Source organism: Diaphorobacter sp. LR2014-1, assembly GCF_002916785.1.
GTDB lineage: Bacteria > Pseudomonadota > Gammaproteobacteria > Burkholderiales > Burkholderiaceae_C > Diaphorobacter > Diaphorobacter nitroreducens.
Window position 1 is genome coordinate 104,994 of the sequence record NZ_MTBE01000007.1, and the last position, 24,353, is coordinate 129,346.

General features: G+C 69.4%; 21 protein-coding genes. 8 read left to right on the top strand and 13 right to left on the bottom strand.

The window, feature by feature from the left end; genetic code table 11:
- Positions 1 to 4: 4 nt before the first annotated feature.
- The 3 genes from hisI to galE all read right to left on the bottom strand — a co-directional run bounded on the left by hisI (position 5) and on the right by galE (position 2,465).
- Positions 5 to 403 (bottom strand): phosphoribosyl-AMP cyclohydrolase, encoded by a 399-nt coding sequence (hisI, locus tag BV908_RS08255; RefSeq protein WP_210434003.1) that lies wholly within the window; start codon positions 401 to 403, stop codon positions 5 to 7.
- Between the two features lie 104 nt (positions 404 to 507).
- On the bottom strand, positions 508 to 1,287 hold the full coding sequence (gene hisF / locus BV908_RS08260; protein ID WP_011804224.1) for an imidazole glycerol phosphate synthase subunit HisF: 780 nt from the start codon (positions 1,285 to 1,287) through the stop codon (positions 508 to 510).
- Positions 1,288 to 1,445: 158 nt separating this feature from the next.
- Entirely contained in the window at positions 1,446 to 2,465 is a 1,020-nt protein-coding gene (gene galE / locus BV908_RS08265) for a UDP-glucose 4-epimerase GalE (RefSeq protein ID WP_103737805.1), read from the bottom strand.
- A gap of 151 nt (positions 2,466 to 2,616) precedes the next feature.
- Between galE and BV908_RS08270 the strand changes: the two genes are divergently transcribed.
- The 8 genes from BV908_RS08270 (at position 2,617) to BV908_RS08305 (ending at position 16,458) form a co-directional block, all read left to right on the top strand.
- Positions 2,617 to 5,469, top strand: coding sequence for an endo alpha-1,4 polygalactosaminidase (locus tag BV908_RS08270; RefSeq protein ID WP_246867473.1), 2,853 nt, complete (start codon positions 2,617 to 2,619; stop codon positions 5,467 to 5,469).
- Positions 5,429 to 9,319 carry a tetratricopeptide repeat protein gene (locus BV908_RS08275; protein ID WP_246867474.1) on the top strand — a complete coding sequence of 1,297 codons (3,891 nt, stop codon included), beginning with the start codon at positions 5,429 to 5,431 and terminating at the stop codon, positions 9,317 to 9,319. The genes BV908_RS08270 and BV908_RS08275 overlap by 41 nt, the downstream gene beginning before the upstream one ends.
- A gap of 21 nt (positions 9,320 to 9,340) precedes the next feature.
- Entirely contained in the window at positions 9,341 to 9,895 is a 555-nt protein-coding gene (locus BV908_RS08280) for a hypothetical protein (RefSeq protein WP_011804220.1), read from the top strand.
- Between the two features lie 7 nt (positions 9,896 to 9,902).
- Positions 9,903 to 11,297: a PelD GGDEF domain-containing protein gene (locus BV908_RS08285; protein WP_011804219.1), complete on the top strand. Its 1,395-nt coding sequence runs from the start codon at positions 9,903 to 9,905 to the stop codon at positions 11,295 to 11,297.
- Complete coding sequence (locus BV908_RS08290; RefSeq protein ID WP_011804218.1) at positions 11,290 to 12,291, top strand: membrane protein; 1,002 nt, start codon at positions 11,290 to 11,292, stop codon at positions 12,289 to 12,291. The genes BV908_RS08285 and BV908_RS08290 overlap by 8 nt, the downstream gene beginning before the upstream one ends.
- The gene (gene pelF, locus BV908_RS08295) at positions 12,288 to 13,820 is read left to right on the top strand and encodes a GT4 family glycosyltransferase PelF (RefSeq protein ID WP_011804217.1); all 1,533 of its coding nucleotides are present in this window, start codon (positions 12,288 to 12,290) and stop codon (positions 13,818 to 13,820) included. Before BV908_RS08290 ends, pelF begins: the two co-directional genes overlap by 4 nt.
- Positions 13,820 to 15,193 (top strand): exopolysaccharide Pel transporter PelG, encoded by a 1,374-nt coding sequence (gene pelG / locus BV908_RS08300; RefSeq protein WP_013517775.1) that lies wholly within the window; start codon positions 13,820 to 13,822, stop codon positions 15,191 to 15,193. The genes pelF and pelG overlap by 1 nt, the downstream gene beginning before the upstream one ends.
- 353 nt (positions 15,194 to 15,546) lie before the next feature.
- Entirely contained in the window at positions 15,547 to 16,458 is a 912-nt protein-coding gene (locus BV908_RS08305) for a spherulation-specific family 4 protein (protein WP_246867475.1), read from the top strand.
- A 6-nt stretch (positions 16,459 to 16,464) separates the two neighbouring features.
- Here BV908_RS08305 and hisA read toward each other — a convergent pair whose 3' ends face one another.
- From hisA to BV908_RS08355, 10 genes are all read right to left on the bottom strand, one after another.
- Complete coding sequence (gene hisA, locus BV908_RS08310) at positions 16,465 to 17,208, bottom strand: 1-(5-phosphoribosyl)-5-[(5-phosphoribosylamino)methylideneamino]imidazole-4-carboxamide isomerase (RefSeq protein WP_103737808.1); 744 nt, start codon at positions 17,206 to 17,208, stop codon at positions 16,465 to 16,467.
- 52 nt (positions 17,209 to 17,260) lie between these two features.
- Positions 17,261 to 17,929 carry an imidazole glycerol phosphate synthase subunit HisH gene (hisH, locus tag BV908_RS08315; protein ID WP_013517772.1) on the bottom strand — a complete coding sequence of 223 codons (669 nt, stop codon included), beginning with the start codon at positions 17,927 to 17,929 and terminating at the stop codon, positions 17,261 to 17,263.
- A 50-nt stretch (positions 17,930 to 17,979) separates the two neighbouring features.
- Positions 17,980 to 18,612 carry an imidazoleglycerol-phosphate dehydratase HisB gene (hisB, locus tag BV908_RS08320; RefSeq protein WP_013517771.1) on the bottom strand — a complete coding sequence of 211 codons (633 nt, stop codon included), beginning with the start codon at positions 18,610 to 18,612 and terminating at the stop codon, positions 17,980 to 17,982.
- Positions 18,609 to 19,727: an aminotransferase class I/II-fold pyridoxal phosphate-dependent enzyme gene (locus BV908_RS08325; protein WP_013721469.1), complete on the bottom strand. Its 1,119-nt coding sequence runs from the start codon at positions 19,725 to 19,727 to the stop codon at positions 18,609 to 18,611. The genes hisB and BV908_RS08325 overlap by 4 nt, the downstream gene beginning before the upstream one ends.
- Positions 19,728 to 19,744: 17 nt before the next feature.
- Positions 19,745 to 20,197 carry a PIN domain-containing protein gene (locus BV908_RS08330; protein WP_013517769.1) on the bottom strand — a complete coding sequence of 151 codons (453 nt, stop codon included), beginning with the start codon at positions 20,195 to 20,197 and terminating at the stop codon, positions 19,745 to 19,747.
- Positions 20,194 to 20,472, bottom strand: a complete 279-nt coding sequence (locus BV908_RS08335) for a DUF6364 family protein (protein ID WP_013517768.1) — start codon at positions 20,470 to 20,472, stop codon at positions 20,194 to 20,196. The genes BV908_RS08330 and BV908_RS08335 overlap by 4 nt, the downstream gene beginning before the upstream one ends.
- Positions 20,473 to 20,591: 119 nt before the next feature.
- Positions 20,592 to 21,908 (bottom strand): histidinol dehydrogenase, encoded by a 1,317-nt coding sequence (gene hisD / locus BV908_RS08340; RefSeq protein WP_013517767.1) that lies wholly within the window; start codon positions 21,906 to 21,908, stop codon positions 20,592 to 20,594.
- A 4-nt stretch (positions 21,909 to 21,912) separates the two neighbouring features.
- Positions 21,913 to 22,563: an ATP phosphoribosyltransferase gene (hisG, locus tag BV908_RS08345; RefSeq protein WP_103737809.1), complete on the bottom strand. Its 651-nt coding sequence runs from the start codon at positions 22,561 to 22,563 to the stop codon at positions 21,913 to 21,915.
- Positions 22,560 to 23,882: a UDP-N-acetylglucosamine 1-carboxyvinyltransferase gene (gene murA, locus BV908_RS08350; protein ID WP_103737810.1), complete on the bottom strand. Its 1,323-nt coding sequence runs from the start codon at positions 23,880 to 23,882 to the stop codon at positions 22,560 to 22,562. The genes hisG and murA overlap by 4 nt, the downstream gene beginning before the upstream one ends.
- Before the next feature lie 221 nt (positions 23,883 to 24,103).
- Positions 24,104 to 24,352 carry a BolA family protein gene (locus BV908_RS08355; RefSeq protein WP_103737811.1) on the bottom strand — a complete coding sequence of 83 codons (249 nt, stop codon included), beginning with the start codon at positions 24,350 to 24,352 and terminating at the stop codon, positions 24,104 to 24,106.
- Position 24,353 lies beyond the last annotated feature (1 nt).

Consider the following 24,353-nt stretch of genomic DNA (forward strand, 5'->3'; position numbering starts at 1 on the left):
CTTCTTATTTGTAGATGGATTCGGGGTCTTTCAAGACCGGATCGACAGCCTGCCACGCGCCATTCTGGAGGGCGTTGAAGAAGCAGCTGTGACGGCCCGTGTGGCAGGCAATGCCGGGCTCGTGGCCCAGCTGCGTCACCTTCAGCAGCACCACGTCGCTGTCGCAGTCCAGGCGAATGTCATGCACCTTCTGCACATGGCCCGACTCCTCGCCCTTGAACCACAGCTTGCCGCGCGAGCGGCTGTAGTACACGGCGCGGCCCAGCTCGGCGGTCTTGGCCAGCGCCTCGCGGTTCATCCAGGCGAACATCAGCACGTCGCCCGTGGCGGCCTCCTGCGCAATCACGGGCACCAGGCCCTGCGCATCCCATTTCACTTGATCAAGCCAGTTCATGGTGTCCATTGTCGGTCATCGGCAGCTACAACGCCCATGTTTGCTACTTTTTTTATAGCTTATAGCGCTTACTGGAAGCGCGCCACAGGCCTTTTTGGCATCCATTCGCAGCGTCAGAGCCGCACGGGGATGCCGCGCTCGCGCATGCGCTCCTTGGCCTGGCGCACGGTGAACTCGCCGTAGTGGAAGATGCTGGCCGCCAGCACCGCATCCGCGCCGCCCTGCTGCACGCCATCGGCCAGATGGTCCAGGTTGCCCACGCCGCCCGAGGCGATCACGGGCACGCCCACGGCGTCGCTCACCGCGCGGGTGAGTTGCAGATCAAACCCGCTCTTGGTGCCGTCGCGGTCCATGCTGGTCAGCAGGATCTCGCCCGCACCGCGGCGCGCCATCTCCACGGCCCACTGCACGGCGTCCAGGCCGGTGTTCTTGCGCCCGCCATGGCTGTACACATCCCAGCCCTCGCCGCGCTCGGCCACTTCCGCGCCCTGGCGGCGCTTGGCATCGATGGCCACGACGATGCACTGCGCGCCGTACTTGGCCGAGGCCTGGCTGATGACGTCGGGGTTGGCGATCGCGGCGGAGTTGAAGCTGGTCTTGTCCGCGCCCGCATTGAGCAGGCGGCGCACGTCTTCCACGGTGCGCACGCCGCCGCCTACGGTCAGGGGGATGAAGACCTGGCTGGCCACGGCCTCGATGATGGGCAGGATCAGGTCGCGCTCGTCGCTGGTGGCGGTGATGTCCAGGAAGGTGAGCTCGTCGGCGCCCTGCGCGTTGTAGCGCGCGGCGATCTCCACCGGATCGCCCGCGTCGCGCAGCTCGACGAAGTTGACACCCTTGACGACACGGCCACCGGTCACGTCAAGGCAGGGAATGATGCGTTTGGCAAGCATGCGCCAGCACTCCGGCTTTTGAAGAAGAAGGGCCGCAAGATACCATGGGCGGCGCCGTGCTCAGCTATTGAATCAATAGCTTTTCGCGCTCGTCGGATTTGGTTTCCAAACCATTTCCCCCATCAATTCCTTGACTGACAAGCGCGCCCAGCTATCAATCAAGGAGCATCGCCCAGTCGGCGCGCCTCGCCATCCTGCCAGCGCCAGGCATCCCGGCACATGGCCTGCACATCGCGTCGCGCGCGCCAGCCCAGCAGGCGCTCGGCCAGGGCTGGGTCGGCCCAGCAGGCGGCCACATCGCCGGGGCGGCGCGCCACCACCTGGTAGGGCACGGCACGGCCGCTGGCCTGCTCGAAGCCGCGCACCATCTCCAGCACCGACACCGGCCGTCCCGTGCCGAGGTTCACCGTGAGCAGCCCCGGATGCGCGCGCAGGTAGCGCAGCGCGGCCACGTGGCCTTCGGCCAGGTCGCACACGTGGATGTAGTCGCGCACGCCCGTGCCGTCGGGCGTGGGGTAGTCGCCGCCGTACACGCTCAGCACCTCGCGCTGGCCCGTGGCCACCTGGGCCACGTAGGGCATGAGGTTGTTGGGAATGTCCTGCGGGTCCTCGCCGATCAGCCCGCTCTCGTGCGCGCCCACGGGGTTGAAGTAGCGCAGCCGCGCAATGCGCCACTGGCCGGGCTCGGCGTGGTCCACGTCGGCCAGCACCTGCTCCATCATCAGCTTGCTCCAGCCGTAGGGGTTGGTGGCCGAGAGCGGGCAGTCCTCGCGTATCGGCAAGGAGGCCGGGTCGCCATACACCGTGGCGGACGACGAGAACACCAGCTGGCGCACGCCCGCCTGCCGCATGGCCTGCAGCAGCGTGACCGTGCCCGCGACGTTGTTGTCGTAGTACGCCAGGGGCTCGCGCACCGATTCGCCCACCGCCTTGAGCGCGGCGAAGTGGATCACCGCCGTGAATTCGTGGCGTGCAAACAACTGCTGCAGCAGCGCCGCGTCGCGCACGTCGCCCCGCACGCATTCGGGCTCGCGCCCCGTGATGCGCCCGATGCGCTCCAGCACCGAGGGGCGGCTGTTGCCAAAGTTGTCCAATACCAGGAACGGCTCGTTCGCCTGAGCCAGCGCCACACACATGTGCGAGCCGATGTAGCCCGCGCCTCCGGTCACCAAGATCACAGATCCCTCCTATATGCGTACAAGTCTGGTCGGGATTGTGGCAAACGCAGTGTTAACAAACGTGACAATCCGATGGATTGGGAAATCAATCGATACGATTTTGCACCCAATACAATTCGAATTTTGGGTACGCAAGCCCTCCAAAACCCTATTGGCAGCCCCTTCCGGTCCCATGGCCTTCCGCTTCCTTTTGCAGTTGTTGCAGTTGTGCACGCGCCTGGCATGGGGGCTGGCCTTGCTGCCGCTGGCCTGGAGCGCCCAGGCCGCCACGCCCGCGGTGGCGCTGTACTACGGCCATGAAATTCCCCTGGGCGAGTTCCGCGCCTTCGACCTGCTGGTGGTGGACCCCGACCACGAGGCGGCGCGCCAGGCCCGCGCGCTGGAGCCCGCCACCAAGGTGTACGCCTATGTCTCGGTGACCGAGGTGCAGCCCTCGCGCGCCTACCACGCGGACATCCCGGCGGACTGGAAGCTGGCGCGCAACCAGGACTGGCAGTCCGAGGTCATCGACCAGAGCGTGGCGGCATGGCCCGATTTCTTCGCCAGCCGCGTCGTCGCCCCCCTGTGGGAGCGGGGCTTTCGGGGGTTCTTTCTCGACACGCTGGACTCCTACCGCCTGGCGGGCACGTTCGACGAGCAGGCCCAGCAGCAGGGGCTGGTGCGGGTGATCGAGACGCTGCACCAGCGCTTCCCCGGCATACGGCTCATCCTCAACCGGGGTTTCGACATCCTGCCGCGGGTGCGGGGCATGGTCGAGATGGTGGCCGCCGAATCGCTCTACCAGCGCTGGAATGCCAGGACCCGGCGCTACGAGGAAGTGCCCGAACAGGACCGGCAATGGCTCATGGACCAGCTGCGCACCGTCCGGCAGCGCGACGGCCTGCCCGTGCTGGTGATCGACTACGTCTCGCCGCACGACCGGGCGCTCACGCGCGCCACCGCTCAGAGGATCCTGCAGGACGGCTTCATCCCCTGGGTCACCGACGCGCAGCTGGCGACCATCGGCATGGGCAGCATCGAGCCGGTGCCGCGACGCGTGCTGGTGCTCTACAACGGCGGCGAATCGCCCGCGCTCAACTACGCCAACGCCCACCGCTTCCTGCAGATGCCGCTCAACCACATGGGCTACGTGACGGACTACGTGGACGTGCGCGACAGCCTGCCCGGCCTGGTGGCGCGCGACCGCTATGCCGGCGTGGTGAGCTGGTTCTCCGGCTACGTGCCTGCGGCGAAACGCGCCGGCCTGAGCCAATGGCTGCAGGCGCGCATCCACGAAGGCATGCCGCTGGCGGTGGTGGGCGACTGGGGCATGGCGCCCGACCGCGCCCTCACGCGCAGCCTGGGGCTGGCGCTCGACAGGGCCGAGCCCCAGGGCGCATTGCGCCAGGTGCAGCTCGCCCCCATGATGGGGCTGGAGAACCCGCTCCCCCTGCCCTCCCGGCAGACCGAACTGGTGCAGCTGGCGCCCGACATGGCGCGCCAGGCCCAGCCCCTGGTGGAGCTGCGCGACGCCCGCGGCCGCACCTTCGTTGGCGGCGCCATCACCCCCTGGGGCGGCTTCATTCTCGACCCCAACGTGCTGTTCGAGATCCCCGGAACGGAGGACGCGCGCTGGCTGGTCGATCCCTTCGCCTTCCTGCAGCAGGCCCTGCGCCTGCCCGCCATTCCGGTGCCCGACACGACCACGGAGAACGGCCGCCGCCTGTTGCTGGCCCATGTGGACGGCGACGGCTTTCCCTCGCTGGCGGAGTTCCCCGGCAGCCCGCTGGCCGCCCAGGTGCTGCTCAAGGAGATATTCGAGAAGTACCGCATCCCCCAGACCATGTCCGTCATCGAAGCCGAGGTGGCCCCCGACGGCCTGTACCCCGGCCTGAGCCCGCGCATGGAGGAAGTGGCGCGCAAGATGTTCCGCCTGCCCCACATCGAGGTCGGCAGCCATACCTATAGCCACCCCTTCCTGTGGGACGCGAACGTGCAGCACGGTCTTTTCAAGGAGAACCCGGAGGCGGCGCAGTCCCTGGTGGTTCCCGGCTACACCATGGACCTGGAGCGCGAGATCGTGGGCTCAAGCCACTACATCAACGAGCGCCTGGCGCCCAGCGGCAAGCCCGTCAAGGTCCTGCAATGGACGGGCGACACGGCGCCCAGCGCCCGTGCGCTGGAGATCACCCACCGCGCCGGGCTGCTGAACATCAACGGCGGCGACACCTCCATCAGCCGCGCCAACCCCTCGCTCACGGCCGTGGGGGCGCTGGGCATCCGCAAGGGCGGGTTCTTGCAGGTCTACGCCCCCATCACCAACGAGAACATCTACACCAACCTGTGGACGGGGCCGTACTACGGTTTCGAGCGCGCCATAGAGACCTTCGAGATGACGGACAGCCCCCGGCGCATCAAGCCCGTGGGCATCTACTACCACACCTACTCGGCCAGCAAGCCCGCCGCGCTCAAGGCGCTGAAGAAAGTCTACGACTGGGCCCTCGCGCAGCCCCTGCACCCCGTACACGCCTCCGAGTTCGTCACCAAGGTGCAGGACTTCTACGACTACGCCATGGCCCGCGATGGCGAGGGCTGGCGCCTGCGCAGCAGCAATGGCGCCCTGCGCACCGTGCGGCTGCCCCCGGCGCTGGGGCTGCCCCGGCTAGGCGCCAGCCAGGCCGTGGCGGGCTGGCGCCGGGGCGGCGAAGGCCTGTACGTGCACCTGAGCGGACCGTCCGCCTTCCTGCAAACGGACGGCCGCGAGGCCGCCACCCCCTACCTGCACGACGCCAACGCCCGCCTGGTCGACTGGCAGGCCGAGGGCGATGGCCGGCGCGTGCAATTCACGCTCCAGGGCCATGTGCCGCTGGAGTTTGCCCTGGCCAACACCCAGGCCTGCCAGGTGCGCGCCGGCCAGCGCACCCTCACCGCCCTGCGCCCTGCCGCACAGGACCGCACCGCAGTGCAACAGTTCAAGCTGCCCGATGCCGCCGCCCAGATCCAGATCCTCTGCCCAGAGCGTTGAGCGGCCCATCCTTGCGCCCAACTGGCTCGTCGCGCTGCTCACCGCCATGGCGTGCGGCGCGCTGTGGCTGCTATACCCGCGCCAGGACCTGGAGCAGCGCCTGGCGACGAGCGGCGAGACCGAGCTGTCCACCGCCTACCTGAACAACCTGCTGCGCAGCGACCCCGACAACCCGCGCCTGCGCCTGCTGCTCGCGCAGCGCCAGATCGCCCATGGCGACACCGCCAGCGCGCGCACGACGCTGCAGCCCGCCCTGGACTCGGCCGACCCCGCATTGCGCAAGGAAGCGCTGTGGGCGCAATGGGACCTGCTCCACTCCGAGTACCGGCATGTCCCGGACCGCGAGCCTGACAGGCGGCTCGCGCTGCTCGATGGGCTGCGGCGGCACATACGCCAGCTGGCGCAGGAAGGCTGGCCCCAGGAGCGGCAGGATAGGCTGGCAGCCTTGGCCAGTCAGTTCGGCGAGCAGGAGATCGCCCTGGCACTCAGTCGCCGGGAAGCCCCGCAGGACCCGCGCGAGGCCGCCCTGTACTACGAGCGCGAAGCCAGGGAAGCGCTGGCGCGCGGCGACTACGAGGGCTGCGCGCAGCTCTACCTGTCCGCGCGCGACAGCACCCCCGACCCAGCCCAGGCCAAGGCGTACTACGGCGCGGCCATTGCCGCACTGCGGTCGGGCAACCAGACCGCGGCCGCCCTGGAGCTGGCCGAGCGCGAGCTGGGCCCCCTGGCCGACGACCCGCAGACCCTGTTCATGCTCACGCAGCTGGCACGCGCCGCAGGCCGCCCCGACGTGGCCGAGCACTACGTGCGCCGCCTGCTGCGCATGGCGCTCGAACGGCAGGCCACCCAATGGGCCAGCGCCGAGCAGGACTTCGCGCTGCGGCCCGTCGCCTGGCGCCCGCAGCCGCCTGCCGCGCTGGCGGGGCCGGTGTTCGACGATGGCGCCGACCTGCTCGTGCATCCGGCCCTGCGCCTCGCGCAGCAGGTGGCGGACAAGGCCTCCGCCCGGCCTTCGCCCGCCCTGCCCTTCGACGACAAGACCTACACCCTGGGCTACGAGGTGTTCCTGGAAAACCGCAAGCTCGAGGACGCCTGGACCATCGCCAACGCCGCGGTGCGCCAGAACCCCGCCGACATGCGATGGCGCGAGCGCCTGGCACAGGTGTCTGAGTGGACGCAGCGCCCCGGCATCGCGCTGGAGAACTGGCTCGTCCTGGCGCGCCAGACGAACCAGGACGCCGCCTGGCAGGCCGTGTTGCGGCTGGCGCCGGGCCAGTTCGACGATGCAGCGCTGGTGCAGGCGCTGCGCCACCAGCTGCGCAGCCGCTCCGGCGACCCACGCCTGATGCGCGCCCTGGTCGATGCGCAGGAACGCCTGGGTGAACCCCAGCCCGCCATCGACTACCTGCGCCAGCACGCGCAGGACCCCGAGGCGCTGGAGCTGCTGGCGCAGCTGGCCGAACGCGCAGGCCAGCCCGATCTGGCCCTGCAGACCTGGCGGCAACTGCTGGCCGACCCTGCACAGATCACCCCCGAGCGCGCCATGCATGCCGCCGTGCTGGCCCTGCAGCACCGCCAGCCCGAACTGGGCCTGCAATGGCTGCAGGCCGTGCAGGACCACCCTCCTGCGTCCGCTGAAGCGGCCGCCGAGCTGTGGCGCTTCACGGGCGACCTGGCCAGGAGCCGGGCGCGCGACCAGCTCGCCATTGCCGCCTACCGCAAACTGGTGGACGCGCAACATGCCGACGTCGCGGACTACGACGCACTCATCGGCCTGCTGCAGCAGGACCAGCCCCTGGAGGCCGCCAAGGTGGCACTGCTGGCCTGGCAGCAGCACGATGAGCCGCGCCACCTGATCGAGGCCCTGACCCTGTACTCCAGCCGCAACCAGTGGAACGAATTCGCGCACGCCCTGGATCAGCTCGACCCCACCCCCGACGCCGCGCGCCATTCCCTGGCCCGAATGCGCCGCTCGGGGCAATTCCTGCGCCTGGTGGGCGGCTACCACCACAACGCCGGGCGGTTCGCAGAGGCGCGGCAGTACTACGAAGAGGGGCTGGCCATCGATCCGGCGTCCTCCGACATGCGCCAGGCACTGCTGTGGCTGCTCATCGACAGCAACGACGCGGCCTCGATCCGCCGGCTGCTGGCCGCGCACGAACAGGCCTGGAGCGCGGACGAGGACCTGCATGAGGCGCTGGCGGCCGCCTACCAGGCCTTGTCGCTGCCCCAGGTGGCGCTGCACCGCTACCTCAGCCCCCATGTGGCCGAACGCGAAGGCGACTTCCTCTGGCTCATGAACTACGCCGATGCCCTGGAGCAGAACCAGGAGGCGGATCGCGCCTGGCGCCTGCGCCGCCACCTGCTGTCGCAACAATGGCAGGAGGGGCGGAACGGCCGGCGCCTGACTCCCGCGCAGGCGCGCCAGCGCTGGCTCACCGAGGAAGGGCTGGAGGCCACGCAGCGCGTCGCCCGCGCGCGCCTGATCCTGCTGCAAAGGCCCGGCGACCCTGCACAGGAGGTGCTGCGCGAGCTACTGCGCCTGGATCGCGATGCCCAGGGCGGCTACTCCAACGCCGCGGCCGAAACCGCCATAGGTTGGCTGCAGGACGCCGGCGAATACACGGCCGAACGCGGCTTCCTGTGGCACCAGTACGCGCGCAGCCGCAGCCTGCGCACCAATCGCCCGCTGTGGGCCGAGATCACCGTGGCCCTGGCCGAGGACGACAAGGCCGCCGCGGGCCAGCTGCTGCAGGAATTCGACGAGCGCCTGCCGCGCTACGACCGCGTCAATACCGCTGCCGCGGTGGGCGACATCCGCCTGGCGCAGAGCGCCGCCTTCGAGACGCAGGAAAGCCAGCCCGACGACAACCCGCTGCACCTGCAGCTCACGGACAACCTGCTGGCCTTCAGCGACCACGCCGGCATGCTCTCGCGGCACAGCGACCTGGGCGCCATCGACGAAGATCAGGCCGAGGCCCGGCTGCACCTGGCCATCAGCCCGCGCCTGTCGCTGGACCTGGACGCGAGCCGCATCCAGCGCCGCGTCACGGCGCCCGACCAGCTGCGCGACGCACCCGGCGAGGACATCGCGGGCGCGCTGCTGCGCTGGGGCCATGCCGACGGCGAGACCCGGCTGCGCGTGGCCAGCCGCCGGGGGTACGCGGACACCACGCCCCTGTCCATCGAGCACGAGCAGCGCCTGGACAACCGCCTGTCCCTGCGCGGCGAACTGGGCTGGCACCTGCCCAGCGAGGAAAGCCTGGCGCTGCGCCTGGGCGGCATGAAGACGCGCGTGGCCGCTCACCTGCGCTACCAGGCCACGCGCCAGGACAGCCTGCTGCTGTCGCAGTGGAGCGAGCAGTACCGCCTGCAGACGGGCGCCGAGGTGGGCCGCGGGCGCCACACCGCGATCGAATACTCGCACGCCTACCGCCAGGACGCGCCCACGTGGGAATGGGGCGCCTTCTGGTCCACCCACCGCTTCGAGCGCCGCCACCCCTTCTTCCTGGGCCAGCAGGGCCAGGACTTCCTGCAGCGCTTCGCGCCCGCGGGCGTCACGAGCCTGGGCCTGGACTACTTCCTGCCCGAGAGCTTCCAGTTCTACGGCGTGCGGCTGTCCACCAACATGCGCTTCGAGCAGGACCACACGCGCGCGCTGCGGCCCTTCGCGAGCGTAAGCCTCACCCGGCACAGCCTGCTGGGCGCGGGCTACGACCTGCGCCTGGGGCTGGCCGGCAGCGTGCTGGGCCCGGACCATTTGCGCCTGAGCTTCGGCCTGGGCAAGTCAGGCGTGCAGTCCCTGGGACTCACGCGCGTGCTGGAACTGTCGTACCGGCTTCATTTTTAAGACCATCGAGGAGAACCCTTCATGCTCCACCGCCGCCCCTCTCGTGCACGCCAGCTGGGACTGCTGCTGGCCACGGGCGCGATCGCCCTTCTCAGCGCCTGCTCCACCCTGGACCAGAGCCACCCGCCGCAGCTGGCCCGCCAGGCGAGCTGGGTGGTGCTGCCCTTCGCCAACCACACCGAGACCCCGCTGGCGGGCCAGCGCGCCGAGGCCATCGCCCAGGCGCTGCTGAGCGCGCAGGGCGTGGGCCAGGTGCGCCGCACTCCCGCCACCACGCAGCAGGAAGCGCTGTTCGGCGCCGGCGACGCGCAGCGCTCCGAAGACGCGCTGGCCTGGGCGCGCGAGCAGAAGATCCGCTACGCCCTCGCGGGCAGCGTGGAGGAGTGGCGCTACAAGGTGGGCGTGGACGGTGAGCCCGCCGCAGGCGTCACCCTGCAGATTCTGGACGTGGCCACGGGCGACACCCTGTGGAGCGGCTCGGGCGGCCAGAGCGGCTGGAGCCGCGAGGCGCTGTCGGCGGTGGCGCAGAAGCTGATCCGCAAGCTGTTGCAATCCGGCCTGGCCGGCAGCCGCTGAACGCCGCATGCCAACACCCTCCGACAGCCCCGGCGCACGCCGCCAGACGGCCGGTGAAAACGCCCGTCCGCGGGCGCTCCCAGGCACGGGCCTGCCCAGGCATCTGCTGGGCAGGCTGGCCATCGCGGCCACCCATCCCGCCGTCACCGTGGGCGAGACCCTGCTGCTGCCCCTGCTGGCCGTCGCACTGGGCCTGGCCTGGGCGCCACAGGACCCGCTGCAGATCCAGGCCACATTCCCATGGCCCTGGCTGGCGCCCGTGGTGCTGGCCCTGCGCTACGGCCCCATGGCGGGCCTGGGCGGCGCCAGCGTGCTGCTGGCCTGCTGGCTGGGGCTCAACGCGGGGCACTGGGGCAACTTCCCCCAGCTGTACTTCCTGGGGGGCTTGATCCTGGTGATGCTGGTGGGCGAGTTCTCCAGCCTCTGGCAGGCGCGCACGCGCCGCGCCGAGACCCTGCAGCTGTACCTGGACCAGCGCCTGGAGCACCTGGTGCGCCAGCATTACCTGCTGCGCCTGTCGCACGACCGCCTGGAGCAGGAACTCATCGCCCGCCCCATGTCCATGCGCGACGCGCTCGCGGCGCTGCGCCACGCCGGGAGCGAGGACGGCGGCGACGCCCTCGCCCCGCAGGCGCTGCTGCGGCTGCTGTCGCAGTACTGTCAGCTGGAGTGCGCGGCCATGCACGCGGTGTCCGACGGGCACGCCGCCGCCCGGCCCAGCGCCAGCATAGGCGCCTACGACGGACTGCACGCCGACGACCCGCTGGTGCGCCAGGCCCTGCAAACGGGCCAGCTGTGCCACGTGAGCCAGGCCGTGACGGCGCAGCAGGACACGCGCTACCTGGTCGCTGCGCCGCTGCTCGATCTGGCGGGCGACATGTACGGCCTGCTGGTGGTACAGGACATGCCCTTCTTCGCCCTGCAGGAGGAAAGCCTGCAGACCATACAGCTGCTGCTGGGCTACTACACCGACGGCCTGTCCATGAGCCAGCTGGCCCAGCCCATCGTGCAGCAGTTCCCGGACTGCCCGCCGCTCTTCGCCTTCGAGCTCCAGCGCCTGGCCCACATCCACAGAAGCACCCAGGTGCCCAGCATCGTCGTGGCCCTGGAGCTCCAGCAACGCGCGCTGGAGCAGGACCTGCCCCCGCAGATCGAGCGCCTCAAGCGCGAGCTCGACGAGGTCTGGCGGATCGAGGCGCCCGGACGCCAGGTGCTGGCCGTGCTCATGCCGCTGGGCAACGCCACCACGGCCGAGGGCTACATCCACCGCCTGGAGGGCTGGATGCAGCACAAGAGCCAGCAATCGCTGGCCCAGGCCGGCATCTTCCCGCACGTGGTGCAGCCCGACAGCGCGCAGCCCGTGCGCACCGTGCAGCGCCTGCACGCCATCGCCCATGCTTAACCTCAAGCTAGGCCTGTCGGCACTGGGGCTGGAGGTCAGCGCCTGGAGCGGCGCATGGCTGCTGGCCGAGCGCTCGGACGCGGCCCTGGCCAGCTATCTGCTGTTGCACGCCGCGGCCAGCGTGCTGCTGTCGCTGTCGCTGCTGCCGCTGCTGCCGCCGCGCCTGTCCAAGCCGCGCTGGGCCACCCTGCTGCTCATGACGGCCTGCAGCTACGCCGTGCCCGTGGCGGGGTTCCTGGGCGTGATAGCGGCCTTCGTCATCCTGCGCCTGTACCGCCGCAGGTCGCTCCCGGAAGACTTCGATGCGGTGCAGCTGCCCGAATTCGACCAGCACCAGCGCCGGCAGAGCCAGTTCCGCCACGCCGGCCTGCACTCGTTCCTGACCAACGCCCAGGTGCCGGTACAGGCGCGCATGCGCGCCATGGCCGCGCTGCAATACGCCTCGGGGCGCACGGCCTCGCCGCTCCTGCGCAGCGTGCTCGGCGACGCGAGCGAAGACCTGCGCCTACTGGCCTACGGCATGCTCGACAACCTGGAGAAACGCATCAACCGCGCCATCGACAGCGAGCTCGACGCCCTGCAGGCCGCGCTCCCGGACAGCAGCCAGCAGCTGCAAAGCGCGCACCGCCTGTCCGACCTGTACTGGGAGCTGGTGTACCAGGCGCTGGTGCAGGGCGACCTACACGCGCACGCCATCCAGGAATCCCTGCGCTACTGCCAGTTGGTGCTGCAGCGGCAGGAAGGCAACGCCGCCATGCACCTGCGCCGCGGGCGCCTGCTGCATGCGCTGGGCCGCACCCAGGAAGCGGAACACGCCTACGACAAAGCCCGCGCCCTGGGCCTGCCCGCGACCCGGGTGCTGCCCTACCTGGCGCAGCTGGCCTTCGAGCGGCGCGACCACGCGCAGGCGCAGGCGCTGATGCGCGAGCTCAGGCAATGGGGAGCGCTGCCGCGCCTGCGCCCCGTAATCGACTACTGGAGCCAGCGGCCATGAACCACCCCAAGGCACAGTCGGCCGACATCGCCCTGATGCTGGAGGGCACGTTCCCCTACGTGAGCGGCGGAGTGTCGAGCTGGATCAACCAGATCATCCGCGCCTACCCCGAGTACCGCTTCGCCATCGTCTTCCTGGGCAGCCGGCGCGAGGACTACGGCGGCTTCAAGTACCCGCTGCCCGACAACGTGGTGCATTTCGAGGAGCATTTCCTGCACGAGCAGGCCCACTGGCACCCGCAGCCGGCCGCGCGCAGGGGCGACGCGCAGGGCCAGGCGCTGGTGCAGCGCCTGCTGGACGCCTTCGACCAGGGCCCGGCGGCTCCCCGAGCCATGGAGGCATTCCGCGAAGTGGCGCAGCAGATGATGCCCGGCGGATCCGTGCAGCTCGGGGATTTCCTCTACAGCAAGCGCGCCTGGGACATCATCTGCGGCATCTACCGCGCACATTGCGCCGACCCCTCGTTCGTCGATTTCTTCTGGACCGTGCGCCTCATGCTGCAGCCGCTGTGGCTGCTGGCGCGCGTGGCGCGGCAGCTGATCCCCGTGCGCGCGGTGCACTGCGCCTCCACCGGCTACGCGGGCTTCCTGGGCGCGCTGCTGGCGCAGACGCGCGGGGTGCCGCTCATCCTGTCGGAGCACGGCATCTACACCAAGGAACGCAAGATCGACCTGTTCAAGAGCGAGTGGATACGCGACAACCGCAACATCTTCCAGCGCGACCCGACCGAGCTGTCGTACTTCCGCCAGATGTGGATCCACTTCTTCGAGTGGCTGGGGCGCTACTGCTACGCGCATGCCGATCCCATCCTGGCCCTGTACGAGGCCAACCGGCTGCGCCAGGTGCAGGACGGCGCCGCGCCCGAGCGCACCGCCAACATCCCCAACGGCATAAAGCTCGAACGCTTCGCCCCGCTGCGCGCGCAGCGGCCGCTTGAGCCGCCGCCGGTGCTGTGCCTGATAGGGCGCGTGGTGCCCATCAAGGACATCAAGACCTTCATCCGCGCCATGCGCCGCGTGGTCAACCAGCGCCCCGACGCCCAGGGCTGGATCGCCGGCCCCGCCGAGGAAGACCCGGCCTATGCCGAGGAATGCAGTAACCTGGTGCGCAGCCTGGGCCTGCAGGAGCATGTGCGCTTCCTCGGCATGCAGCGCGTGGAGGACCTGATGCCGCGCATCGGCCTGGTGGTGCTGTCCTCCATCAGCGAAGCCCTGCCCCTGGTGCTGCTCGAAGGCTACGCGGCCGGCGTGCCTGCCGTTTCCACCGACGTGGGCTCGTGCCGCCAGCTCCTCGAAGGGCTCGACGAGGAAGACCGCGCGCTCGGGCCTTCTGGCGCGGTGGTGCCGATCGCCGAGCCGCAGCAGTTGGCCGATGCCGCCCTGCAGCTGCTGGGTGACACCGCCGCCTGGCAGGCCGCCAGCCGCGCGGCCATCGCCCGCGTGGAGCGCTACTACACCGACACCCTGATGTTCGACCGCTACCGCCAGGTCTACGAACACGCCCTGGCACGCACCCCGGGAGCAGCCTGATGGCCGGCATTGGATTCGAACTGCGCCACATGCTGCGCAAGAACACCCTGCTGAGCCTGGTGCAGGCCTACGCCTACGCGGGCGTGATCGGCTCGGGGCCCTGGGTGCTGTCCATCGTCGGCATCCTGCTCGTCGGCATCTTCAGCGCCAGCGTGGTCGTGCCGGCCACCCTGGTGACGCAGTTCCAGACCTCGGTCACCTACCTGGTGGCCAGCAGTCTGATCTACACCAGCCTGGTGCAGCTCGCGTTCACCCGCTTCATCTCCGACCGCCTGTTCGAGAAGCACAAGCACCTGGTCATGCCCAACCTGCACGGCCTGATGGTGATCGTGCTGCTGGGGGCTGGGGTTCTGGCCACGCTGGCGCTGTTCATCGTGCTGCCGGGCCTGGGCCTGGCCTACCGGCTGCTCATGCTGGCGGGCTTCATGCTGATGAGCGGCGTATGGGTGCTCACGGTGCTGCTGTCGGGCATGAAGCGCTACAAGGCCATCGTCGGCCTGTTCGGCCTGGCCTACGGGCTGATCGTGGCCAGCGCCCTGCTGCTGCGCCCCTGGGGCCTGGAGGGGCTGCTGGGCGCCTTCGTGCTCGGCCACTTCGTGCTGCTGGCGGGCATGTGGCTGCTGGTGGTCAAGGAGTTCCATCCCGCGCGGCAGCTGATCTCCTTTGACTTCCTGCAGCCCGACAAGCTCTACCCGTCGCTGGTGGCGGTGGGCCTCCTCTACAACCTGGGCATCTGGGCGGACAAGTTCATGTTCTGGTTCTTCCCGCCCACCTCGCAGCCCATCATCGGCCACCTGCGCGCCTCGCTGATCTACGACCTGCCGGTGTTCCTGTCCTACCTGTCCATCATCCCCGGCATGGCGGTGTTCCTGGTGCGCATAGAGACCGACTTCGTCGAGTACTACGACAAGTTCTACGACGCGGTGCGCGGCGGCGGCTCGCTCGAATACATAGAGGCCATGCGCGATGAGATGGTCTACGCCATCCAGCAGGGCCTGGGCGAGATCGCCAAGATCCAGACCCTGGCCGTGCTCGTGACCTTCGTGGCCGGCCCCTGGCTGCTCGACACCCTGGGCATCTCGCGCCTGTACCTGCCGCTGCTGCACGTGCAGGTGGTCGGCGCCGGCCTGCAGGTGGGCCTGATGGCCGTGCTCAACGTGTTCTTCTACCTGGACCAGCGGCGCACCGTGCTGCTGCTGTGCGCCATGTTCGTGCTGCTCAACGTGGCGCTCACGGGCCTGACCCTGGCGTTCGGCGCCGCCCTGTATGGCTACGGCTTCGCCCTGGCCACCCTGCTGACCCTGGCCGCAGGCCTGCTGCTGCTGTCGCGGCGCCTGCATCGGCTGGAGTACCAGACTTTCATGCTGCAATAGAGCGATTCGGGAACCGGCGCTGTGGGCACAATCGCAGCTGCAGTCCCGCAAGTACTTCCCAGACCCCATGCATCTCCGTTCGCGCCCCTCTCATTCCCTTGCCGCATCCCTGCTGACCCTGGCCGCGGCCTTGACCGGCTGCGGCGGTGGATCGGGCCAGGGAAGCGACTCCGGCTCTTCGCCCGCCGCATCCAGCGCCGAGGTGGCCTTCACCGCCCCCGCCGAAGCCGACAACGTGCATACCGTCAACACTCCCGTGCAACTGCAGCTGAGCGTCAAGATCGCCGGCGCGGCGGCACCCCGACGGCACGGCCATCACCCTGAGCGGCCCGGCCAGCGCCAGCTTCGCGCCCGTGCAGCCGCAGACCCGCGGCGGGGTGGCCACCTCCAGCCTGACCGCCGCGCAAGCCGGCGAGATGCAGTTGCAGGCCCTCGCGGCGGCAACGCAGGACAAGGCCGGCGCCGCCACGCGCACGCTGTACATCCGCCCGCAGCCCCAGCCGCTGGAACTGCTGGTCCCGGCGTACTTCAGCGCGGGCCCCGGTTCGGATTGGGAAAAGCTGGCCAGCGGCGCGCAGAGTTTTCCGGCGGTGCCCATCACGGCCATCCTGAACCCGAGCAACGGCATCTTCACGAAGGAAGACCCCCTGTTCACGGCGGCCATCACCGCCTTCCGGCAAAACGGCGGAAAGGTGCTGGGCTACGTCTACACCCGCTATGGCACAGGAGCGCGTTCGGTCGCCGACATCCAGCGCAACATCGACAACTACCGCAAGATCTACGGCACGCAGGTCGATGGCTTCTTTCTCGACGAGATGGACGCGACCAGCAAGCAGCTGGGCTTCTACCGCGAGATCTACCAGTACATCAAGGGCCTGGACTCCCGGTTGCGCGTGGTGGGCAACCCTGGCACCTACCCGGTCGCCGATTCCGCCAGCGTGGTCGATGCCCTTGTGAGCTTCGAGGGCCAGGCCGTCGATTACCGCAGCGTCACCCCCCAGCCCGCAAACAAGTGGGTCTACAACCTGGCCAACGGCGCGCAGGCGGCGCTGGTGCATGACGCGGCGAATTGCGGCGCCATGCAGGAGGTGCTGCGGTCCGCCAACACGCCTCAGCGCAACACCGGCCTGGTCTACGCCACGGACCGGCACTATGACTACCCCACGAACACGGGCAACCCCTGGGCCACGCTTCCGGCCTATTGGGAGCAGATGCTGGGCACGGCGGACGCCATCAACAAGGGCCGCGCCCTGCCCGGCTGCTGAGCTTTCCTACGCGCCGGCCAGCTCGTCGGCGCGCGCCTGGGCCGCGGCGAAGTCCAGGTCGCCCGAGTAGATGGCGCGCCCGCAGATGACGCCTTCCACGCCTTCGTTTTCGACTTCGCAGAGCTTCTCGATGTCCGCGATGCCGGCCAGGCCGCCCGAGGCGATCACGGGGATGGTGAGGGCCTGCGCGAGCTTCACGGTGGCCTCGACGTTGATGCCCGAGAGCATGCCGTCGCGGCCGATGTCGGTGTAGATGATGGACTCGACGCCCCAGTCCTCGAACTTCCTGGCCAGGTCCACCACCTCGTGGCCGGTGAGCTTGCTCCAGCCGTCGGTGGCGACCTTGCCGTCCTTGGCATCGAGGCCCACGATGATGTGGCCGCCGAAGGCGCTGCAGGCGTCCTTGAGGAAGCCCGGGTTCTTCACCGCCGCCGTGCCGATGATGACGTACTCCAGGCCCGCGTCGATGTAGCGCTCGATGGTGTCCAGGTCGCGGATGCCGCCGCCTAGCTGCACCGGGATGTCCGAGCCCACCTCGGCCAGGATGGCCTTGATGGCCGCCTTGTTCTTGGGCTGGCCCGCGAAGGCACCGTTCAGGTCCACGAGGTGCAGGCGACGCGCGCCGGCATCGACCCATTTGCGCGCCATGGCGGCGGGGTCTTCGCCGAAGGTGGTCGATTGGTCCATGTCACCTTGCTTGAGGCGAACGCAATGGCCGTCCTTGAGGTCGATGGCGGGGATGAGCAACATGATGGTGGTCAGAGGAATCGGGCGCGGCGAGCAGCCCAGCCGGGTTGAAGAATCAGGGATTCCAGTGCAGGAAGTTGCGATAGAGCGCCAGCCCGTGCTCGGCGCTCTTCTCCGGGTGGAACTGGGTGGCGAAAATATTATCGCGTGCGATGGCCGCGGCAAAGGGCACGCCGTAGTCGGCCTCGCCCGCCACGTGCGCCGGGTCGGCCGGACGCGCGTAGAAGCTGTGCACGAAGTAGAAGTAGCTGTCGTCGGGCACGCCCGCCCAGACCGGGTGGACGATGCCCGCATGGCGTATCTGGCGCACGCGGTTCCAGCCCATCTGCGGCACCTTGTAGCGGCTGCCGTCGGGCTGAGTGCGGCCGGCCAGGTCGAACTTGAGCACCTCGCCGGGAATCAGGCCCAGGCCGGGAGTGTCGCCCTCGGCGCTGTGGTCCAGCAGCATCTGCATGCCCACGCACACGCCGAACAGCGGCTTGGAGGCCGCGGCCTCCAGCACGGGTTCGAGCAGGCCGGACTCGCGCAGCTCGCGCATGCAGTCGGGCATGGCGCCCTGGCCCGGCAGCACCACGCGCTGGGCGGCGCGCACCTGCTCGGGGCTGGCGCTGACGGCCACGCGCCAGCCGCTGCCCTCGGCCGCGGCCTGCACGGCCTGCGAAACGGAGCGCAGGTTGCCCATGCCGTAGTCCACGACGACGACGGTTTTTACTTCACTATTCATAGCTGCTTGCGCTTGTCTGGTAAGCGTTACAGGCCTTTTTGGCTTGAAATCTACAGGGACCCCTTGGTGGACGGGATCACGCCCGCCGCGCGCGGGTCGCGTTCCAGCGCCGCGCGCAGCGCGCGCGCGAAGGCCTTGAACACTGTTTCGCACTGGTGGTGCGCGTTGATGCCCTTGAGGTTGTCGATGTGCAGCGTCACGCCCGCGTGGTTCACGAAGCCCTGGAAGAACTCGTAGGTGAGCTGCGTGTCGAAGCCGCCGATGCTGGCCGCCGTGAACGGGATGTGCAGGTGCAGACCCGGGCGGCCCGAGAAATCGACCACCACGCGCGAGAGCGCCTCGTCGAGCGGCACGTAGGCATGGCCGTAGCGGCGTATGCCCTTCTTGTCGCCCACGGCGCGCGCGAAGGCCTGGCCCAGCGTGATGCCCACGTCCTCCACGGTGTGGTGGCCGTCGATGTGCAGGTCGCCGTCGCAGCGCACGTCCAGGTCGATCAGGCCGTGGCGCGCGATCTGGTCGAGCATGTGGTCGAAGAAGCCTATGCCCGTGTGCAGGCTGGCCTGGCCCGTGCCGTCGAGGTTCACGCGCACGCTGATGCGCGTCTCGGCGGTGTTGCGGCTGACCTCGGCCGTGCGGTCGGCGCAGGGGTCCGGGGAGGAAGTGACGAGTGCGGAGGAAGTCATAGGGATGCCTGGAGCGCCGCGAGCATCTGGGCGTTGTCGGCATGGCTGCCCACCGTCAGACGCAGGCAGTTGGCCAGCGATGGGTGCATTGTAGAAACGTTCTTGACGAGGATCTTGCACGCCTTCATGCCCTCGTACGCCCTGGCGGAATCCGCCACGCGCACCAGCACCATGTTGGCCTGGCTGTCCCACACCTTCTCGACGCCCGGCATGGCGCGCAGCGCGGCCAGCAGGTCGGTGCGCGCGGCGCGCAGCTCGGCCGCCTGGGCGGCGAACACGCCGGCGTGCTCCAGCGCGAACAGCGCCGCCTCGCAATTGAGCACGCTCACGTTGTAGGGCGGGCGCAGCTTGTCGATCTCGTGCACCAGCGCGGCCGGGCCGATCATGTAGCCCAGGCGCACGCCGGCCAGGCCGAACTTGCTGAGCGTGCGCATCAGCAGCACGTGGCCGTTGCGCGCGGGCTCGGCGCGCATGCGATCGATCCAGCTGCGGCTGGCGAAGGGCTGGTAGGCCTCGTCCATGACCACGATGCCGCCCACTTCGGCCACGGCATCGGCGATGCGCTGCACCACTGCCTCGTCCCACAGCGTGGCCGTGGGGTTGTTGGGATAGGCCAGGAAGGTCAGGGCCGGGCGGTGCTCGGCGATCGCATCCAGCATGGCCTGCTCGCGAAGCTGGAACTCGCCGTCCAGATCCACGCCCACGTACTGCAGGCCGTGCTGCTGCGCGCACATGGCGTACATCACGAAGCCCGGCGCGGGCGCCAGCACCTTGGCCGGGCCGCTGGCGTCGCGGCGCGCGCAGGCCAGCTGCACCAGGCCGATGAGCTCGTCCGAGCCGTTGCCCAGGATGAGCGCGCTGCCCTCGGGCGCGAGCGCATGGGCGGCCAGCGCGGCTTTCAGGTCGTTCTGGCGCGTGCCCGGATAGCGGTTGAGCGCGAGCTGCCCCAGGCGCTGGCCCAGCGCGGCCTGCAGCGCGGGCGGCAGGCCGAAGGGGTTCTCCATTGCGTCCATCTTCAGGTAGCCGGTGGCGTCATGCACTGCATAGGCGTGCATGGCGCGCACGTCGGCCCGGATGCGCTGCAAGGCCAGGGATTGGGGGGTGGCATCGGTCATGGGTCTTCTCTTCCTTCTCAGGCGCCTTCTTGCGGCGCGGGGGCCGGCTGCCGCAGCGGGTGCAGCACGGTCACGCCGCCGAATTCCGCGCCATGGGGCAGGTGCAGGCTCAGCATGTGGCTGCAGCCGCTGTGCTGGGCACAGGCCACGGCCAGGCAGTCGCCGAAGTTAAGCTGGTGGCGCGCCTGCACGGCCCAGGCGGTCTCCAGCGTGGCGGCGTCGGTCTTCCAGGGCGCCCAGGTCTGGTAGCGGCGGATGGCGGCGCGCGCGTCGCCCTGCGGCATGGGCGTGGCCGCGGTAGTCACCTGGTCGTAGAACTCCACGAGCGCCTGGTTGCCGGTGCGGCCCGTGCGCATGCGCCACAGCGCGTCCAGCCAGTCCAGCGTGGCGCGGTAGAGGTCGCCGCCGGCCACGTCCTCCGCCGCGATCAGCACGGAGGTGTCGACGAACACCGTCCCCATGGCGCTCATGCGGCGGCTCCGTTCCTTGGACGTTTTTGGCCTCCAGTGCGCTTCAGACTTGCGCTGCGCGCTTGCATTTCAGGAGCATCAGCCGCGGCCGGCCCCTGCCAGCCGCGCTCGTCCGTGCGCCAGGCGAGATAGGCGCGCTCGTAGGCGTCCTCGCGCTGCATCATCTCGGCCATGAAGTCGCCCACCATGCGCGAGACGCTGGTGCCGCGCCGGGCTGCCTCCACGCGCGCCCATTCGAGCACGCTGTCTTCGACGGTGATGGTGAGGTTCTTCACGGCGCCGATGGTACACGAAATTCGTGTAACACGAAATTCGTGTCGATTGCGCGGCCTTTGCGCGGGCACAAAAAAGCCATCCCGCGGGATGGCCCTTGCGTTGCTGCGGGGAAGCCCCCCTACTTCAGCCGCATCTCCGCCGCGCGCGCATGCCCCTGCAGGCCTTCCCCGTGCGCCAGCACGCTGGCGATGCGGCCCAGCGCCTGGGCGCCCTGCTCGCTGACCTCGATGAGGCTGCTGCGCTTCTGGAAGTCGTACACGCCCAGGGGCGACGAGAAGCGCGCCGTGCCGCTCGTGGGCAGCACGTGGTTGGGGCCGGCGCAGTAGTCGCCCAGGCTTTCGCTGGTATAGGCGCCCAGGAAGATGGCACCCGCGTGCCTGAGCAGCGGCTCCCACTTGTGCGGGTCGCGGCTGGAGACTTCCAGGTGCTCGGGCGCGATGCGGTTGGAGATTTCGCAGGCCTCTTCCATGCTGCGCGTGTGGATCAGCGCGCCGCGGCCCGTGAGGCTCCTGGCGATGATTTCGGCGCGCGGCATCTGGGGCAGCAGGCGGTCGATCTCGCGCTGCACTGCGTCGATGTAGGCGGCGTCGGGGCACAGCAGGATGGACTGGGCGAGCTCGTCGTGCTCGGCCTGCGAGAACAGGTCCATGGCCACCCAGTCGGGCGGCGTGCTGCCGTCGGCCAGCACCAGGATTTCGCTCGGGCCCGCGATCATGTCGATGCCCACCTGGCCGAACACGCGCTTCTTGGCGCTGGCCACGTAGGCGTTGCCGGGGCCGGTGATCTTGTCCACCTTCGGGATGGTGGCCGTGCCGTGGGCCAGCGCGGCCACGGCCTGCGCGCCGCCGATGGTGAAGGCGCGCGTGACGCCGGCCACGCAGGCGGCGGCCAGCACCAGCGGGTTCTTCTCGCCCCTGGGCGTGGGCACGACCATGATGATCTCGGGCACGCCGGCCACGTGGGCGGGGATGGCGTTCATGAGCACGCTGCTCGGGTAGGCCGCCTTGCCGCCGGGCACGTAGATGCCCACGCGGTCGAGCGGCGTGACCTTCTGGCCCAGCAGGGTGCCGTCCTCGTCGCGGTAGCTCCAGCTCTCGCCGCAGGCTTTCTTCTGCGCCTCGTGGTAGCTGCGCACGCGCGCGGCGGCGGCGCTCAAGGCCTGGCGCTGCGCATCGGGCAGGCCGTCGTAGGCGGCCTTGAGTTCGGCCTGCGTGAGTTCCAGCGCGGCCACGCCGTCGGCCTGCAGGCCGTCGAAGCGCCGGGTGTAGTCGAGCACGGCCGCGTCGCCGCGCTGCTGCACGTCGGCCAGGATGGCGGCCACGCGTTCCTCGATGGCTGCGTCCTGGTCGGCCGACCAGTGCAGGCGGGCCGCGAAATCAGCCTCGAAAGCGTCTGAAACGGTTGACAGGCGGGCGGGAGCAGCTACGAATTGCATAGTATCAACCCTGGGGAACGGCGGAAGCGAACGCGTCGATGATGCGCTTGAGCGGCGCCTGCTTCAATTTCAGCGCCGCCTGGTTCACCACCAGGTGCGAACTGATGTCCATGATCTGCTCGACCTCCACCAGGTTGTTGGCCTTGAGCGTGTTGCCAGTGGAGACCAAGTCCACGATGGCATCGGCCAGGCCGGTGAGCGGCGCCAGTTCCATGCTGCCGTAGAGCTTGATGAGGTCCACGTGCACGCCCTTGCTGGCGAAGAAATCGCGCGCGATGCTGGTGTATTTGGTGGCCACCTTCAGGCGCGAGCCCTGGGTGACGGCCTCGCGGTAGTCGAAATCGGCGCGCACGGCCACGCTCACGCGGCACTTGGCAATCTTCAGATCCAGCGGACGGAACAGCCCCTGGCCGCCGTGCTCGATGAGCGAGTCCTTGCCGGCCACACCCAGATCGGCGCCGCCGTATTGCACGTAGGTCGGCACGTCGGTGGCACGCACCAGCACCACGCGCACCTCGGGGCGGCTGGTGGGCAGGATGAGCTTGCGCGACTTCTCCGGGTCTTCCAGCACCTCGATGCCGGCAGCGGCCAGCAGAGGCAGGGTTTCTTCGAAGATGCGGCCCTTGGACAGGGCGAGTGTGATCTGCTGCGTCATTGAATTCTCTCGATGTCGGCCCCCAGGCCGCGCAGTTTGGCTTCCATGCAGTCGTAGCCGCGGTCCAGATGGTAGATGCGGTCCACCAGCGTTTCCCCGTCGGCCACCAGGCCGGCGATCACCAGGCTGGCCGAGGCGCGCAGGTCGGTGGCCATGACGGTGGCGCCCGACAGCCGCGCGCCCGCAGGCGCCGCGCCACCCAGCCCCTCGATCACCGCTACGCGGCCATCCGTGGTCTGGATTTTCGCGCCAAGGCGCAGCAGCTCGTTGACGTGCATGAAACGGTTCTCGAAGATCGTCTCGGCCACCGTGGCGGTGCCCTGGGCCACCACGTTCAGCGCCATGAACTGCGCCTGCATGTCGGTGGGAAAGCCCGGGTACTCAGTGGTGCGAAAGCCCTGCGCCTTGAGCTGCGCCGCGCCAGGGCTGCGCACGCGGATGCCACCCTCTTCCGGTGCCACCTGCACGCCCGCGTCGCGCAGTTTGTCGATCACGGCGTCCAGGTGGTCGGCACGCCCGTGGCGCAGCAGCGCGTCGCCGCCCGTGGCGGCCACGGCGCACAGGAAGGTGCCGGCCTCGATGCGGTCGGCCACGACGGCGTGCTCGCAGCCGTGCAGCCGCTCGACACCCTGGATGCGGATGCGGCTGGTGCCATGGCCCTCGATACGCGCGCCCATCTTGATGAGCATCTCGGCCAGGTCCGCCACCTCGGGTTCCTGCGCGGCGTTCTCCAGCACGGTCTCCCCCTCAGCCAGCGTGGCGGCCATGAGCAGATTCTCGGTGCCGGTCACCGTGACCATGTCGGTGGTGATGCGCGCCCCCTTGAGTCGCGTCCACCCCTGCGGCAGCCTGGCGATCATGTAGCCGTGCTCGACCACGATCTGCGCGCCCATGGCCTGCAGCCCCTTGATGTGCTGGTCCACCGGGCGCGATCCGATGGCGCAGCCGCCCGGCAGCGACACCGTGGCCTCGCCGAAGCGCGCCAGCAGCGGCCCCAGCGCCAGTACCGAGGCGCGCATGGTCTTGACCAGATCGTAGGGCGCCTCGGGCGTGGACAGGCCGCCCGCGTCCAGGCGCACTATGCCGGCCGCATCGGCCACGGAGCAGTCGGGGTTAGCGATGCGGTCCACCTGCACGCCCATGTTCCGGATGAGCCGCAGCATGGTGGCTACGTCCTGCAGGCGCGGCACGTTGTGCAGGGTGACCGGGTCGGCCGTGAGCAGCGCGGCGCACAGCTCGGGCAGCGCGGCGTTCTTGGCGCCGGAAATCGGCACCTCGCCCACCAGGGGGCGGCCACCGCGAATCAGGAGTTTGTCCATGGGTTTGCCGGTTGCTGCATTGATTGCCAAAAATGGCTCCAGCGCTTATCCATCAAGCGGTAGCAGCTATTAAAATAATAGCGCGCGAATTCTTTGGGGGAACGCCGCGCGACGGTGTATGCGCCCATCCACCGGCGAGGACCGGGGCATGACGCCCGTGCCGCCCCCGCGCCGGGGCACGGTCCCGGCCGCACGGCCATCTTGCGAAGGACGGGGCCGTATCAGTCGCCCGCCTGGGCCTGCGCCCACTCGGCGGGGGTAAAGGTCTTCATGGACAACGCATGCACCTCGTCCGACTGCATGCGTGCGCCCAGTGTCGCGTAGACACGCTGGTGGCGCTGGATGGGGCGCTTGCCCTCGAACTCGGACGACACGATGGTGGCGTACCAGTGGCGGCCGTCGCCCTCCAGCGTGATGTGGTCGCAGACCATGCCCGCGCTGATGATGTCCTTGAGTTGGTCTGCAGTCATG